The sequence below is a fragment of the Alkalihalophilus sp. As8PL genome, from assembly GCF_040939795.1.
Classification (GTDB): domain Bacteria; phylum Bacillota; class Bacilli; order Bacillales; family Bacillaceae_D; genus Alkalihalophilus; species Alkalihalophilus lindianensis.
The window spans coordinates 3,163,108-3,177,649 of record NZ_CP162551.1; the positions used below are offsets into that span (position 1 = coordinate 3,163,108).

Here is a 14,542-nt window from a genome sequence, read left to right on the forward strand (position 1 = left end):
ACTGGGGTTCAGCAATTACGCACTACTTAGATTTGAAAGATACAAGTTGGTTATTCATCACACTCAACCTCAAAATGCCTTTGAAGATGCTGTCCGATGAAAAGGTGAAACAATTTAATGTTGAAAAGTATATAACAAACCCATACCCACCAGAAGAACTATCAAAACTTATAGCCATATTTATTAAACAAGGATCTAATAAAGGAGCAGTCACTTTTCCTGAAAAACTTTCAAAAGAAGAACACGATAATGAAGCTCATCATGATTAAAAAGGGGAAGCTTACCTCTATCTTGTAATCTATCAAGTTTTCTTTGCTTATATTTTTTCTTCCCTTACTCAAAAAAAGCCTCCTGTTCACCTTATTAAGTTAAGGCAATTCCTAGATAGCTTCTTGTAAGAAAGTAAAAACGCGCCTTCTCCAATAGTAGAAGGCGCGTTTTATGGTTAAATATTTCTTACATTGTTTTGAGTTTAAAAGATGGTGGAAGCACCTTTTTATAAGCTGGACTCTAAATAACTCCCTGAGAAATCATGGCATCAGCTACCTTTTTAAATCCTGCAATATTAGCCCCGATCACAAGGTTTCCTGGAGCGTCATACTCATCAGCAGCATTCATGCTATTACGATAGATGTCCTTCATGATCTGCTGTAGTTTTTGGTCAACCTCATCAAATGACCAAGAAAGTCGCATGCTGTTTTGAGCCATTTCTAAAGCGGACACAGCGACCCCGCCAGCATTTACTGCTTTGGCTGGACCAAAAAGAATATCATTTTCTAGAAATATTTCAATTGCTTCTAAGGTGCATGGCATGTTGGCACCTTCACCAACAGCAACAACTCCATTAGAAATGAGTGTTCTTGCAGCTATATCATCGATTTCATTTTGCGTTGCGCAAGGCAGAGCGATGTCACAAGGAATCGACCATATAGCTGAACAACCTTCAATAAATTGTGTGTTAGGATGCTCTTTTACATATTCACTAATTCGTTTATTCTCAACTTCTTTCAAACGTTTAACGGTAGATAGGTTAATACCCTCTGTATCATAAATATATCCACTTGAGTCACTGCATGCTACTACTTTTGCTCCTAACCTGGTAGCTTTTTCAATAGCATATATGGAGACATTTCCAGACCCGGAAACAACGACGGTTTTATCTTTAAAGCTAAGTCCCCTATCTTTTAGCATTTCTTCTACAAAGTAAACTGTCCCATATCCCGTCGCTTCTTTTCTTCCTAAACTACCACCATAAGAAAATCCTTTACCTGTTAATACCCCAGCTTCATAATGACCGCGAATTTTTTTATACTGACCAAACATATACCCAATTTCTCTTGCACCGACCCCAATATCACCTGCAGGAACGTCAATATCTGGACCGATATGCTTGCATAGTTCGCTCATGAAACTTTGAGTGAATCGCATAATCTCTCCATCAGATTTTCCTTTTGGATCAAAATCTGATCCACCTTTTCCGCCGCCAATTGGTTGCCCGGTTAAGGAATTCTTAAAGATTTGTTCAAAGCCAAGAAATTTAACGATGCTAGCATTAACCGATGGGTGAAAACGGAGACCACCTTTGTAGGGACCAATTGCACTGTTAAACTGGACACGAAATCCACGATTTACATGCACTTTTCCTTGGTCATCTACCCAAGGAACTTGAAAGCTAATAACCCTTTCAGGCTCGACCATTCTCTCAAGGATCCCATGCTCAATATAGGATGGGTGTTTAGCTAATACAGGGATCAAGGAATCAAAAACTTCTTTAACAGCCTGATGAAATTCACTTTCATTTGGATTTCGTAGTTGAACCATGTTAAATACATCATCTACATAACCTTTAGCCGCTTCAAATTTTAGATCAAGTACTTTTTCAAGTGTTGCCATCTTATCTCTCCTCCAATTTAAAAATAATGAAGCATATTTTTTCTCTTATTGTTAGATTTTCTCTTATAGTGTAGTTTATTATTTATAAATGATCTAAACAATATAAAAAATAGATAGATTCAATGCCGAAATGAGATGAATCGGAAATAGAGGTGAGTGTAATGGAGTTAAGGCAAATTAAATACTTTATGGAAGTAGCGAAACGAGAGCATGTAACAGAGGCTGCAGACGCTTTGCATGTGGCTCAATCCGCTGTGAGCCGTCAAATTGTCAATTTAGAATCGGAATTAGGTGTTGATTTGTTTATAAGAGAGGGACGGAGGGTTAAACTTACACCGATTGGAAAAGTATTTCTTAATCGAATGAATCAAGCAATGAATGTTATAGATAATGCGAGACTTGAAGTAGAAGAATATTTAGACCCAGAGCAAGGGACTATCAGGATTGCATTTCCTATTAGTATGGCAGCATATACATTGCCCACTGCAATTGTTTCATTTCGAACAAAATACCCTAAGGTGAAGTTTCAGCTCAAACAAGCCTCTTATCGCGCCCTCATAGATGGGGTAGTAAATGGAGACTTTAATATGGCCTTGATTGGTCCAGTGCCCAAAAACGACCTCAAGGTAAAAAGTGATATTTTATTTACCGAAAACATCGTTGCACTTCTACCTATAAATCATCCGCTAGCCAATCATACATCGTTAAAATTAAATCAACTAAAAGAGGAATCAATTATTTTATTGCCAGAGGGATATATTTTGCGAGATCTGATTATCAATGCTTGTTCAAGCCTTGGATTTAAGCCGAAAGTTTCATTTGAAGGTGATGATATTGATGCCTTAAAAGGGCTGGTATCCGCAGGTTTAGGTATCACACTAATACCAGAAATTACACTAGTTGATAATATCCCTCATACTACGGTTAAAATCCCAATCGTAGAGCCTACCGTACCACGTACAGTAGGGGTGATTAGATCAAGTGAACGTCAGTTACTTCCGGCAGAAAATTTATTTTATGAATTTCTAAAAAAGTTTTTTATAAGGTTAGATGGTTTTAAAAATTAATAGGCATGGTTAAAAGTTAGATTCAATAAAATTCCTATTTAACAAATTTTCAACTAATATGTTTTCAGAATTCTTTATTTTTAATCTATTATGTTATATAATAAAAACGCAATGTTATATAACAGGCTTGGCTATTGAAATAGGTAAAGAGAGAACAAAATTCAAGGAGGGCTAACACGATGACAGACTATATTAAAGTTGGGAATTTGAAAGTAGCTTCAGTACTCTATCAATTTATTAATACCAAGGCATTACCGGAAAGTGGACTTACAAGTGAAGAATTCTGGGCTAACTTAGAGACATTAATTTCTGAATTCGCTCCAGAAAATAAGGAATTAATAGAGCGTCGTCAGGAACTGCAACAAAAAATTCATAACTGGCATAAGGAAAATAAAGAGAATGTTGATTTTGCAAGTTACAAATCTTTCTTAGAAGAGATTGGTTACCTTGAACCGAAAGTGGAGGACTTTGAAATTACAACAGAGGATGTTGATTCAGAAATAGCCCTACAAGCAGGTCCGCAACTTGTCGTTCCTGTTAATAATGCACGGTATGCATTAAATGCTGCTAATGCTCGTTGGGGAAGTTTATATGATGCACTATATGGAACAGATGTGATTTCAGAAGACAATGGTGCTGAAAAGGGTAAAGAATATAATCCAGTGCGTGGTGATCAGGTTATTTCAATGGCTAAGGACTTCCTAGATGATACAGTACCATTGAAGGAAGGCTCTCATAAGGACGCAGAGAAGTACTCTATTGAAAATGGGGGATTAGTCGTACATAGCAAGGGTAAAACCACAGAACTTAAGGATTCTTCTAAATTGGTTGCCTACCAAGGTCACCCTGAAGATCCATCTACACTTCTATTGAAAAACAATGGTCTACACTTTGAAATTCAAATCGATCGTGAGCATCCAATCGGTAAAACCGATCAAGCTGGTGTAAAAGATGTCTTAATGGAAGCTGCGATCACAACGATTATGGATTGTGAGGACTCTGTAGCTGCTGTAGATGCTGAAGACAAGGTGGGAGTGTATCAAAATTGGTTAGGTCTTATGAGAGGGAATTTAGAAGAAACCTTTTCAAAAGGAGGGAAATCTGTTACTCGTTCCCTTCATGAAGACCGCACTTACACAACTCTCTCGGGAGATTCAATGACCCTTTCTGGACGATCATTAATGTTTGTGCGCAATGTAGGTCACCTGATGACAAATAATGCAGTTCTTGATTCAAATGGTGAGGAAGTCCCTGAGGGTATTTTAGATTGTATGATTACAAGTTTGATTGCCAAGCATGATTTACTAGGCAATAGTAAGCTTAATAATACCGCTAAGGGATCCATTTATATTGTTAAGCCTAAAATGCACGGCTCAAAAGAAGTAGCATTTTCAAATAAATTATTTGCTCGTGTTGAAGACTTGCTTGGCTTAAAGCGCAACACCCTTAAAATCGGCGTAATGGATGAAGAGCGTCGTACCTCGCTAAATTTAAAAGCTTGTATTAAAGAAGTAAAAGAGCGTGTAGCTTTTATTAATACGGGATTTTTAGACCGAACAGGGGATGAGATGCATACGTCGATGGAAGCAGGGCCGATGATTCGTAAAAATGATATGAAATCATCCACATGGTTACAGTCATATGAAAAATCTAACGTCAATACTGGTCTTAGTTGTGGCCTACCAGGACGTGCTCAAATAGGTAAAGGAATGTGGGCAATGCCTGACTTAATGGCCGATATGTTAAAGCAAAAGGACGGTCAGTTAAAGGCTGGTGCGAACACAGCTTGGGTGCCATCCCCAACGGCAGCAACCCTTCATGCACTTCACTACCATAAAGTGAATGTTTCTGAAGTTCAACAAAGTTTAAGAAGTAGCATAGGGGATCTTCAAGATCAAATCTTAGAAATACCTGTAGCAAAAGAGCAAAATTGGAGTAAGGAAGAAGTCCAACAAGAGTTAGATAATAATGCACAAGGAATTCTAGGATATGTGGTACGGTGGGTTGAACATGGGGTAGGTTGTTCTAAAGTTCCAGATATTAACAATGTAGGTTTGATGGAAGATCGTGCAACTTTACGTATCTCTAGTCAACATGTAACAAATTGGCTTCATCATGGCATATGTTCAGAAGAACAGGTAGTAGAAACATTAAAGCGAATGGCGAAAGTAGTAGATAAACAAAATGCGGATGATCCAGAATATCTTCCGATGGCTAGAGATTATGAGAATTCAGTTGCTTTCCAAGCAGCATGCGAGCTTGTTTTTAAAGGAAGCGAACAGCCAAGTGGCTACACAGAACCAATTTTGCATAGACGACGTATTGAGGCAAAACAAAAGGCCAGTACTGTGGCACAAACAAAATAAATCAATTTTCAATGAACCGTAGTAAAAAGAGGGATGACTTCTTTTTACTACGGTTTTAATCATTTTAATAAAAGGGGTTGACATTATACCTATAGGGGTATAGTATAATCATTAAAGGTAACACAAACCAACAAATACAATTAATTAAAAGGGAGTGACCGAATGAAAGAAATTACACCAATCGATGTGGAAGCAGCATTAAAGAAGGGAACACAACGAACGATTATCGATGTTCGAGGTGTAGCTGAAGTAGCCGAAGGGATAATACCGGGAGCTCTTAACATCCCTTTAGATTTACTCGAATTTCGGATGCATGAATTAGATAAAGATAAAGAGTACATTATGGTATGTCGCTCAGGAGCAAGGAGTGGGCGTGCAACCCAATTTCTCGAAAGCCATGGTTATACAGTAGTGAACATGGTTGGTGGGATGATGACATGGGAAGGGCAAGTAGAATAAAAAATTTTAAATAGGTATATACCCATATAGGTAAAAGAGGAGGTCCCTAGGTGAAGCCAGTAACTGTATATACAACAAATAGATGTCCGTATTGTGTGATGTTAAAGAATTTTTTACATGAGTACAATATTCCATTTAAAGAAGTGAATGTTGAAGCACAGCCTGAATTAATGCAACAACTTGTAAATACGACGGGTCAAATGGGAGTGCCTCAGACAAAAGTGAATGACAAGTGGGTAATTGGGTTTGATCCTAATGAAATTATGAGCGCAATTAAAAACTAGGAGGAGATTTTAATGAGTAAAAAAGTAGCAATTATCGCAAGTAACGGTGGAATATTTGATGCATATAAGGTATTCAATATTGCAACAGCAGCAGCTTCAACCGATCAAGAGGTGGCGGTTTTCTTCACATTTGAAGGACTTAATTTAATTCACAAGGAAACACATATTGCCCTTCCAATGCCAGTAGGAAAAGAACAAATTGCTGAAGGCTTTAAACAAGCAAATGTACCAGGAATTCCTGAATTAGTAGAAATGGCACAAGAGCTAGGGGTTAAATTTATTGGATGTCAAATGACTATGGATGTTATGGGTTTAGAAAAGAAAGATTTTGTAGATGGTATGGAAGTTGGTGGAGCCGTAACATTTTTAGAGTTTGCAAAAGATGCAGATGTAACCTTAACTTTTTAGTGAAAAAAATTTTAATTAAAATATACTTATGGGGGTATGTTAAATGTTAGTGAAATCAATGAGTGCTAAAGAAGTAACACGTAAAGTTATTAATAAAGAAGAATTATTTATTTTAGATGTACGAAATGAAGGGGATTTTGCTGACTGGAAAATTGAAGGTAAACGTTTCAATCACTTAAATGTACCATATTTTGATTTAATCGATGGGGTGGAGGGTATTGTCGATCAACTACCAGAGAACAAAGAAATCCTGGTCGTATGTGCAAAAGAAGGTTCATCCATTATGGTTGCTGAAATGGTTGCTGAAAAAGGTTTAAATGTATCATACCTTTCAGGTGGTATGAAATCTTGGAGCGAGTATTTAGAACCTGTTAAAGTAGGCGAACTGCATGGCGGCGGAGAGCTGTTTCAATTCGTTCGTATTGGTAAAGGTTGTTTATCATACATGGTTGTATCAAATGGTGAAGCAGCAATCATCGATTCAACAAGAATGACAGATGTTTATATTGATTTTGCTAAAGAAATTGGTGCAACCATCACACATGTATTTGATACACATTTACACGCTGATCACATTTCTGGTGGACGTCAGATTGCTGAACAAACGGGTGCCACTTACTGGTTACCCCCAAAAGATGCAGAAGAAGTAACATTTGAATACCAAGCGCTTGAAGATGGTAATGAAGTGAAAATTGGTCCAACCACCATTACTATTAATGCATTGTACTCACCAGGTCATACAATTGGTTCGACATCATTTGTAGTGGATGAGAAGTACCTTTTATCAGGAGATATTCTCTTTATTGACTCGATTGGAAGACCAGACTTAGCGGGGATGGCTGAAGATTGGGTTGGAGACTTAAGAGAGAGCTTATATGTACGTTATAAAGAGCTTTCAGATAAATTGGTCGTACTTCCAGCGCACTTTATGATTATTGAGGAGTTAAATGAGGATGGTAGTGTAGCTGCAACATTAGGTACACTATATGCTAACAATCATGGTTTAAACATTGAAGACGGTGATATATTTAGAAAATTAGTTACAGAAAATCTACCGCCACAACCTAATGCGTATCAAGAAATTCGTCAAACAAACATGGGTAAAATCAACCCAGATGATGAAAATCAACGTGAGATGGAAATTGGACCTAATCGTTGTGCTGTACGCTAACTAAAAAAGCAAGCCTTCTGCTAGATCAGTAGAGGGCTTGCTTTTTCTTACAATTTTTTAGGTTTGCTCATCATATAACGGGTGAGGGAGAGAATGGCTAAGACTAAAAATACGCCAGTTAAAATAATGAACAAAATACTAATATTGTCATTTACATATGATCCGATTCCACTTGCTACAGCTGCAATAAAATAAATGATTGAAAAAAACAAATGTTTATTCACATTCTGCAACATCGTGATTCCTCCTTTTATAACTCCATACCCTAGAGGAAAGGAAATGTAAACAGGAGATTAGGATGTGATTACATTAGTCAGATTGATTATTCATATCTTAAAGCTTGATGGAATATTTTATTCAGCTTAAAAAAATGGAATATGGAAATGTAGGTAAATCATGCTAATGTTGTATAGATTTGTGGTAAAGTTAAAGTGAGTAATAGAATGATTGTGGACGTTCAAAGGGGGTTCAGAATGGGAAAATTAAAAGTATATAAACCTCAATTTTTCAGGGATCCCATTCATTTATTAGCTGAACATAAAGATAGATTAATTGCTCAAAAGGGCAAGCAGATCAGAAATATTTGGGTGGCCTGGGACTACAAAAAAGATGAATGGTACAAAGAGTTACCTGTTGTAGTAGAGGTAGATAATTGCCGGATTGAGTTATGTGCAAATCGCATAGGTGAATATTCTATTTCCTTTGATGAAATCAACATCGCATCCGGATTAGAAGACTATCATAAAAAGTTAAAGTGGGAAAAGAATAAATTAGGTTGCCTACATAAAGTATTAAATCAAAGGATTCGTTCAATTGAGTTGATTGAAAGTACTGTGCATGTTTCTTATCTAAAAGAAGATCAGTTGAGTGGAAAAGTAACGATTGATTATGTAATTGATGGTATTGGATTTAATTTAGATGATGGATACTTAGCAATATGTAATGGCCTAGATGAAAATTTAATTATGACAAAAAATACTCATGATAAAACGATTAAACGAACTAATATCATCTAATATAACGTACTCTAGTGAACTCTTTCACTAGAGTTTTTTTGAATCTGGAGAATGAATCCTCTTTGAAGGAGACGACAAAGAGGATTTCGAAGTATAATTAAGGAGAATTTTCTGATATTAAAAACTCTAGGTGAAAAGGAGAGGTTAAATGAGGGGTATACACAAGGGTTGGATGATCTTAACGTTGTTATTCTTTACAATGCTAGCAAGTCTAGGGTTCGGTCGCTTCTCATTAGGAGCTATTCTACCCTTTATGAGAGAAGGAATTGGCCTTGATTATAAAGAAATGGGTTTCGTAGCTTCGGCCGCTTTTATTGGTTATTTAATAAGTGTAGCTGTCGTTGGCTATTTTGTGATTCGGTTCGGATCTAAATTAGTTATTAATATCTCTTTATTTATCATCATAATCGGAATGATTATATGTGCAAATGCTGTATCATTTTCGTTTGCTTTGCTTGGTTGCTTGTTACTAGGAGTAGGATCAGGCGGATCTTCAATTCCGGCGATGGGGCTTGCGGGGAAGTGGTTCTCTAACAAGAAAAAAGGGATGGCTATTGGAATTGCGATGGGGGGAGTAGGCTTAGGGATTGTCATTAGCGGCTTGCTTGTGCCTTCTATTGTTAGTATGAGTGTGGAAGGATGGAGATTTAGCTGGTACATTCTAGCTTTGGTGACGAGTGTCTTCATTTTTATTAATGCATTATTTTTGAAAAATGCACCCGAAGATATTGGCTTAAAGTCTGTCGGTGAAGGTGAGATTGTAAACAGGAACGTCACTTCTAATCTTGAGTCTCCGATAGAAGGTGGAGGTGACAAAACAGTTTATCGAAATAAAAAAGTTTGGGTGATAGGGTTTATTTATTTATCTTGGGGTTTTAGCTATTTAGTTTTTTCAACATTCTTGGTTGACTATTTAATGATAGATGTAGGTTATACCAAAGAGTTAGCGGGATTATTTTTTTCAATAGCTGGTATCGCAAGCATAGCGAGCGGTTTTATCTGGGGTGTGCTCTCAGATATCTTAGGGAGAATGTATGCTTTGTCCCTTGTGTTAATTATTCAATTTGCTATGCTCATTGCTTTGTCTTTTACCAATTCTGTAGTAGTTATTGGAGCTGAAGTAGTGATATATGGGCTTACACTTTGGGGAGTACCAACAATTATGAATGCAAGTGTCGCAGATTTTGTTTCTTCATCAACTGTTCCAATTGCAATGGGATTTGTGACGATCTTCTTTAGCGTAGGGCAGATTATATCTCCTATTGTAACTGGACTAATTATAGAGAGTACAAACCAATATTTTGGAGCATTCATACTCTCTGCAGTTATTAGTTTGATAGGTGGATTAACATGCTTAAGGATGCACTATATCCAACATGCTAAGCAAAGACTTTATTTAAAGAGTGACAATGTTAACATGTAGTTAATCGATAATGAAAATGAAGGTGAATAGATGCAACCTCGAATTTTAATTACGGGTACTGATAGTGGTGTAGGGAAAACGACAGTTACGTTAGGATTGATGGCAGCTTTTGCAAAACAAAATAAGCGAGTACAAGGGTTTAAGTGTGGACCTGATTACATAGATCCAACATTTCATGAAGTCATAACGAAGCGACCCTCTTATCAACTAGATACATGGATGACTTCTTGTGAGTGGGTAAAAGAAACATTTGTTAAGAAGAGTGAAGATGCGGATCTTTCGATTATTGAAGGAATGATGGGTTTTTACGATGGACGGTCACCCCTTTCAAATGAAGGAAGCACCTATGAGATTAGTCAGATATTAGATAGTCCATGCTTACTAATAATAAATATCAATGGTTCTGCAAGAAGTGCTGCTGCAATGGTAAAAGGTTACCAGGAACTTGAGAGTGGGACCAATATAGTTGGTGTTATCTTAAACCAAGCAGGAAGTGAAGGTCATGCTAAGTTATGTAAGGATGCAATTCAACAAATGTGCCACATACCTGTAGTAGGATACTTGAAGCGTGGAGATACTCCCATATTACCTGAACGTCAATTGGGTCTAATACCAGCTCTTAAACAGGGGGAATATGATTCGTTTATTGATGAATTGTCAGTGACCATCTCAAAACAATTTGATTTAGATTTAATTTGGAGACTTGCTATACAGACTCATCCAGTTAAGCATGATGATTGCTGGTTAAACCTAAAAGAACAACCTCGGTCTCTCGTTCAAATAGCTGTTGCCTATGATGAAGCCTTTCATTTTTACTATGATGAAAATTTGAGGTTACTACAGGCAGCTGGGGCAAAACTAACGTATTTTTCTCCATTAAAAGGAGAGGGGCTTCCAAACGGTTGTGATGGTGTTTATCTTGGGGGAGGTTTTCCTGAAGAGTATGCCAAGGAGCTGTCTTTAAATAAAGAACTGTTTCAACAATTAAGAAAGGCGGCTAATGATCAAATGCCTATTTTAGCGGAATGTGGAGGGTACATTCTTCTTGGTGAAAGTTTGACATTAACAAACGGGGTAACGTATCCAATGGCGTGTGTGACACTTATGCACTTTCAAATGAATAAAAGTCTAACGGCAATTGGTTACCGAGAAGTCACTTCAATCGAAAGCACTATTCTCGGTGAAAAAGGAACAATATTACGAGGCCATGAATTTCATTATTCTTCAAGTAGTCAGAATGAAGGAGATAAATCTTGTTTTAAATATAAAACATGGAATGGAAAAGAAAAGCAACAGGGTTATTTTAATGAATCAGTTATAGCAAGTTATGTACACCTACATTTTGCCTCCTACCCAGAAGTGGCTAAAAACTGGGTAAAGGCATGCTGTGCCTATAAAGAAAAACGGATACATTTAATGAACTGATTGTTCGGTTTCATAGGAATAGAGATAGGCAATTTGCTTGAAACCAAGATTGATATAAAGCTGATACCCCATCTCACTTGAGGCTAAGATACAGCCAGTAGATCCATTTTTTGATTGTTTGACGATAGCTATACAAAGTTTGGTGGCTAATCCCTGTCTTCTGTAATTTGGTTCGATGTAAACATTGTCTAAACAAGAGCGGTTTGATTTTCTCGTTGAAGAGATACGTCCAAAACCAATTGGAAGATGCTCATCATATATAACGTATTGCTGAATACCGAATTGTTCAAGTTGCTCTAAATTAATGGCCTTCACTTGAAAATGAGTGTTAATTTCTTGGGCCTCGATATAGCTTGTAACTTGTTCTATTTTTGTTGACAAGGGAGAATATTTATGGCTTGAAGGAAGGTCCTCATTTGTCTCTAGCTCCATAAGAAACTCATTGGTTTGGAATTGATACCCTGGAATGATGGGAGGTATAGAAGTGCTTGAGATGATGGTTAGCCAGTGTTCAGTAGGAATGGACTGTTGGAGAAAATCTTGAAGGTGATCTTGTTTTACAAAAAATTCATGTATCCGATTACTAATTGGATATCCGTGTTGCACATGCGTTTCTGTAGATGACTGAAGGATCGTTGTACCGTACGTATACCTACAAGCAACTAAGCCCCATATGTAGTCATAGAGCTGTTCATCTGAGTAGAGCAAAATACTCTTCCTTTCTTTTGGTGTGTCACAAGATATTGACTAGCCCCCTCACTATACCTTTTCCTCATCATTAAAACTACCTTATTTTCAAAAAAAGTGTGCTAAAATGACATTCTGTATTAAAAGGGAAACTTATTTTATTTTACAACGTAAAAGGTAGCGGAGGTGTAATGAATGAATAAGCCAAAAACAGATCGTTTACTTAAAGGTGTGATTGGGACAAGCTTTGCTTTAGCAAGCTTAACAGCATGTTCTACCTCTTCCACACAAGAGTTAGTAAGTGTGCCAGAAAACGAAAATGTCTCAACTGCTACAGAAGAACCACCCTCCCCTCAGGAAACTGGCTGTGAGACATGGACTTGGGATGCAGAAGCAGAAGCTTATCAATGTGTAGAAGAAGGATCTGAACATAATGGTCATTATTATGCAGGTGGGAGTTGGTTTCCTACTTTTGCAGCTTTCATGGCTGGGCGCGCTTTAGGTGGTGCTGGTACTTCCTCTGGAGGAGCTAATCAGAGACAAGATGCAACCCCTAACTCGAATCAACAAACGAATCAAAATCAACAGTCGACTCAGCAAAATCAATCTAACTCTAATTCAAACAACCAATCAACCAACTCACGCTCAGGAATGGGTGGCGGTGGTTTCTTTGGAGGCTAAATTTAAAGCTGAAAGAGATCAATTTTATCATCAATTAGATTGTTTTTGGGATCGTCTTTATGGACAAGAGTATGCCCTATTTGATTGTTTAGAGCTCAATCAAGGTGAAATAGAGGAGATTCGAACAGCAACTAATAGGGTCTATTCACTCTTCAAAAAAACAAATCAACTCATTAGAGAAACCTCTGATGAGACGCTTTTCCAATTAGGTTTTCCAAGTAAAACCATTCCCTTTCTACGATTACAAACGATCTCTTATGAAACAGTTATTGGACGTTTTGATTTTGTCCAAACAAATCAAGGCTTAAAGTTATTAGAGTTTAATGCGGATACTCCAACTTTTATTAGAGAGCTTTTTGAGGTGAATGGTAAGGTCAGTAAACACTTCAGCTTAAAAGACCCGAATGAAGGGTTAGACGACCGATTGGGTGAAGTAATCCGAAATGCTGTGTATCAAGCATCGCGGTTAATTGGTCAACATTCTCATCCTTATGTGGTGTTCACTGCTCATGCTGATGATATGGAAGATCGTGAAACGATGAAGTATTTGATGCAAGTTGCAAAAATTGATGGGGCCTTATTTATTCCTTTAAATGAATTGATTATCACATCAGAGGGTACGAAAACGGGAGTATATGATCCAAAAGGTAAACGAATTGATGTTCTTTACCGTCACACATACCCACTTGAGGCATTAATCAATGATCAAACTGGTGATGGTTATCCGATTGGTGAGGCTTTCTTACATCTTGTAAAAAATAAAAAAGTAGCTATGCTCAATCCTCCCTCTGCTTTCTTAATGCAAACAAAGGCACTTCTTGCTTTAATTTGGGGTATGCATGAACAAAAACATCCCTTTTATACGGCAGAGGAACATCAAGACATATCAAGTTATTTTTTGCCAACTTATTTGGATGAGGAACCGTTAGTGGAGTCGGTTGAGAAATATGTATCGAAACCCGTCTTTGGTAGGGAGGGCGACACAGTAGAGGTAAAGCTTAAAGGGAAAAACATCGGAAAACAAAATAAGTACACGTACGACCAGTTTTTAAAAATCTACCAACAGCATGTTGAGCTGCCGAAAAAGTTAATCCAAACTGATAAAGGAAAAAAAGAAGCCCATCTTTTAGTTGGTAGCTTTATAGTGGGAGAGAGAGCAAGTGCAATGGGTTTTCGGGCAGGAGCTGCAATTACAGATAATTTATCTTATTACTTACCATGCGGAGTGAAAGGGGAAGACTAGTGGACATTCTATATTATTTACAAACGTTTGATTATTTTATTATTTATTTAGTCGCTTCGTTACTTTTATTTGGCTTAGGGACTTTTTTATTCAAATGGCTCACTCCATATTCAGAAAGAGATTTAATTCGAGCGGGGAATATTGCTGTTTCGTTAAAATTATTAGGGAAGATGGCAGGACTTGTTGTCGTACTTCAGTCGGCGATACGAAGTTCAATCAATCTAATTGATTTAGCGATATGGGCACTGATCGCCATTGTTATTCAAGTGGTTCTTCATCTTATCATTGAACATGTTTTCACGCGTAAAACAAATTTGGCAAAAGAAGTTGAAAAAGGAAACGTTGCGGTAGGGTTATTTCTTGGAGGAATCTCGATTTTAGTTGGTCTAATTGTAGCCGCAACTATTAGTTATTAACAA

The 14,542-nt window shown here is 37.2% G+C and carries 15 protein-coding genes; 12 read left to right on the forward strand and 3 right to left on the reverse strand.

The window, feature by feature from the left end; all coding sequences use genetic code 11:
• Positions 1-510 precede the first annotated feature (510 nt).
• The gene (gdhA, locus tag AB3N04_RS17480) at positions 511-1,893 is read right to left on the reverse strand and encodes an NADP-specific glutamate dehydrogenase (RefSeq protein WP_368503891.1); all 1,383 of its coding nucleotides are present in this window, start codon (positions 1,891-1,893) and stop codon (positions 511-513) included.
• A 161-nt stretch (positions 1,894-2,054) separates the two neighbouring features.
• Here gdhA and AB3N04_RS17485 point away from each other — a divergent pair, with 161 nt between their 5' ends.
• The 6 genes from AB3N04_RS17485 to AB3N04_RS17510 all read left to right on the forward strand — a co-directional run bounded on the left by AB3N04_RS17485 (position 2,055) and on the right by AB3N04_RS17510 (position 7,648).
• The gene (locus AB3N04_RS17485) at positions 2,055-2,960 is read left to right on the forward strand and encodes a LysR family transcriptional regulator (protein ID WP_368503892.1); all 906 of its coding nucleotides are present in this window, start codon (positions 2,055-2,057) and stop codon (positions 2,958-2,960) included.
• Positions 2,961-3,139: 179 nt separating this feature from the next.
• A complete protein-coding gene (locus AB3N04_RS17490; RefSeq protein ID WP_368503893.1) occupies positions 3,140-5,326 on the forward strand; it encodes a malate synthase G in 2,187 nt (728 codons plus the stop codon).
• A gap of 162 nt (positions 5,327-5,488) precedes the next feature.
• Entirely contained in the window at positions 5,489-5,785 is a 297-nt protein-coding gene (locus AB3N04_RS17495; protein ID WP_368503894.1) for a rhodanese-like domain-containing protein, read from the forward strand.
• Positions 5,786-5,835: 50 nt separating this feature from the next.
• Positions 5,836-6,069: a glutaredoxin family protein gene (locus tag AB3N04_RS17500; RefSeq protein ID WP_368503895.1), complete on the forward strand. Its 234-nt coding sequence runs from the start codon at positions 5,836-5,838 to the stop codon at positions 6,067-6,069.
• Positions 6,070-6,081: 12 nt separating this feature from the next.
• Positions 6,082-6,477, forward strand: coding sequence for a DsrE/DsrF/DrsH-like family protein (locus tag AB3N04_RS17505; protein ID WP_368503896.1), 396 nt, complete (start codon positions 6,082-6,084; stop codon positions 6,475-6,477).
• Positions 6,478-6,520: 43 nt separating this feature from the next.
• Positions 6,521-7,648: an MBL fold metallo-hydrolase gene (locus AB3N04_RS17510; protein ID WP_368503897.1), complete on the forward strand. Its 1,128-nt coding sequence runs from the start codon at positions 6,521-6,523 to the stop codon at positions 7,646-7,648.
• 47 nt (positions 7,649-7,695) lie between these two features.
• Here AB3N04_RS17510 and AB3N04_RS17515 read toward each other — a convergent pair whose 3' ends face one another.
• Positions 7,696-7,884 carry a hypothetical protein gene (locus tag AB3N04_RS17515; RefSeq protein ID WP_368503898.1) on the reverse strand — a complete coding sequence of 63 codons (189 nt, stop codon included), beginning with the start codon at positions 7,882-7,884 and terminating at the stop codon, positions 7,696-7,698.
• Between the two features lie 237 nt (positions 7,885-8,121).
• Between AB3N04_RS17515 and AB3N04_RS17520 the strand changes: the two genes are divergently transcribed.
• The 3 genes from AB3N04_RS17520 (at position 8,122) to AB3N04_RS17530 (ending at position 11,512) form a co-directional block, all read left to right on the forward strand.
• Positions 8,122-8,664 carry a hypothetical protein gene (locus tag AB3N04_RS17520; protein ID WP_368503899.1) on the forward strand — a complete coding sequence of 181 codons (543 nt, stop codon included), beginning with the start codon at positions 8,122-8,124 and terminating at the stop codon, positions 8,662-8,664.
• 148 nt (positions 8,665-8,812) lie between these two features.
• Positions 8,813-10,087 (forward strand): MFS transporter, encoded by a 1,275-nt coding sequence (locus AB3N04_RS17525; protein WP_368503900.1) that lies wholly within the window; start codon positions 8,813-8,815, stop codon positions 10,085-10,087.
• A gap of 30 nt (positions 10,088-10,117) precedes the next feature.
• Positions 10,118-11,512, forward strand: a complete 1,395-nt coding sequence (locus AB3N04_RS17530; protein WP_368503901.1) for a cobyrinate a,c-diamide synthase — start codon at positions 10,118-10,120, stop codon at positions 11,510-11,512.
• Here the strand turns inward: AB3N04_RS17530 and AB3N04_RS17535 are convergent.
• Entirely contained in the window at positions 11,501-12,220 is a 720-nt protein-coding gene (locus AB3N04_RS17535) for a GNAT family N-acetyltransferase (RefSeq protein WP_368503902.1), read from the reverse strand. The genes AB3N04_RS17530 and AB3N04_RS17535 overlap by 12 nt on opposite strands.
• Positions 12,221-12,394: 174 nt before the next feature.
• On the opposite strand from AB3N04_RS17535, the gene AB3N04_RS17540 reads away from it, so the two are divergent.
• From AB3N04_RS17540 to AB3N04_RS17550, 3 genes are read left to right on the forward strand one after another with little or no spacing between them, the layout of a single operon-like run.
• Positions 12,395-12,880: a hypothetical protein gene (locus tag AB3N04_RS17540; protein ID WP_368503903.1), complete on the forward strand. Its 486-nt coding sequence runs from the start codon at positions 12,395-12,397 to the stop codon at positions 12,878-12,880.
• Positions 12,870-14,123: a glutathionylspermidine synthase family protein gene (locus AB3N04_RS17545; protein ID WP_368503904.1), complete on the forward strand. Its 1,254-nt coding sequence runs from the start codon at positions 12,870-12,872 to the stop codon at positions 14,121-14,123. Before AB3N04_RS17540 ends, AB3N04_RS17545 begins: the two co-directional genes overlap by 11 nt.
• The gene (locus AB3N04_RS17550; protein ID WP_368503905.1) at positions 14,123-14,539 is read left to right on the forward strand and encodes a DUF350 domain-containing protein; all 417 of its coding nucleotides are present in this window, start codon (positions 14,123-14,125) and stop codon (positions 14,537-14,539) included. The genes AB3N04_RS17545 and AB3N04_RS17550 overlap by 1 nt, the downstream gene beginning before the upstream one ends.
• Positions 14,540-14,542: the final 3 nt, after the last annotated feature.

Excerpts from the sequence above, each read along its gene's own strand:
- AB3N04_RS17510 (WP_368503897.1), top strand. The coding sequence starts at position 6,521 with ATGTTAGTGAAATCAATGAGTGCTAAAGAAGTAACACGTAAAGTTATT.
- AB3N04_RS17485 (WP_368503892.1), top strand. The coding sequence starts at position 2,055 with ATGGAGTTAAGGCAAATTAAATACTTTATGGAAGTAGCGAAACGAGAG.
- AB3N04_RS17495 (WP_368503894.1), top strand. The coding sequence starts at position 5,489 with ATGAAAGAAATTACACCAATCGATGTGGAAGCAGCATTAAAGAAGGGA.
- AB3N04_RS17540 (WP_368503903.1), top strand. The coding sequence starts at position 12,395 with ATGAATAAGCCAAAAACAGATCGTTTACTTAAAGGTGTGATTGGGACA.
- AB3N04_RS17490 (WP_368503893.1), top strand. The coding sequence starts at position 3,140 with ATGACAGACTATATTAAAGTTGGGAATTTGAAAGTAGCTTCAGTACTC.
- AB3N04_RS17530 (WP_368503901.1), top strand. The coding sequence starts at position 10,118 with ATGCAACCTCGAATTTTAATTACGGGTACTGATAGTGGTGTAGGGAAA.
- AB3N04_RS17525 (WP_368503900.1), top strand. The coding sequence starts at position 8,813 with ATGAGGGGTATACACAAGGGTTGGATGATCTTAACGTTGTTATTCTTT.
- AB3N04_RS17520 (WP_368503899.1), top strand. The coding sequence starts at position 8,122 with ATGGGAAAATTAAAAGTATATAAACCTCAATTTTTCAGGGATCCCATT.
- gdhA (WP_368503891.1), bottom strand. The coding sequence starts at position 1,893 with ATGGCAACACTTGAAAAAGTACTTGATCTAAAATTTGAAGCGGCTAAA.
- AB3N04_RS17505 (WP_368503896.1), top strand. The coding sequence starts at position 6,082 with ATGAGTAAAAAAGTAGCAATTATCGCAAGTAACGGTGGAATATTTGAT.
- AB3N04_RS17515 (WP_368503898.1), bottom strand. The coding sequence starts at position 7,884 with ATGTTGCAGAATGTGAATAAACATTTGTTTTTTTCAATCATTTATTTT.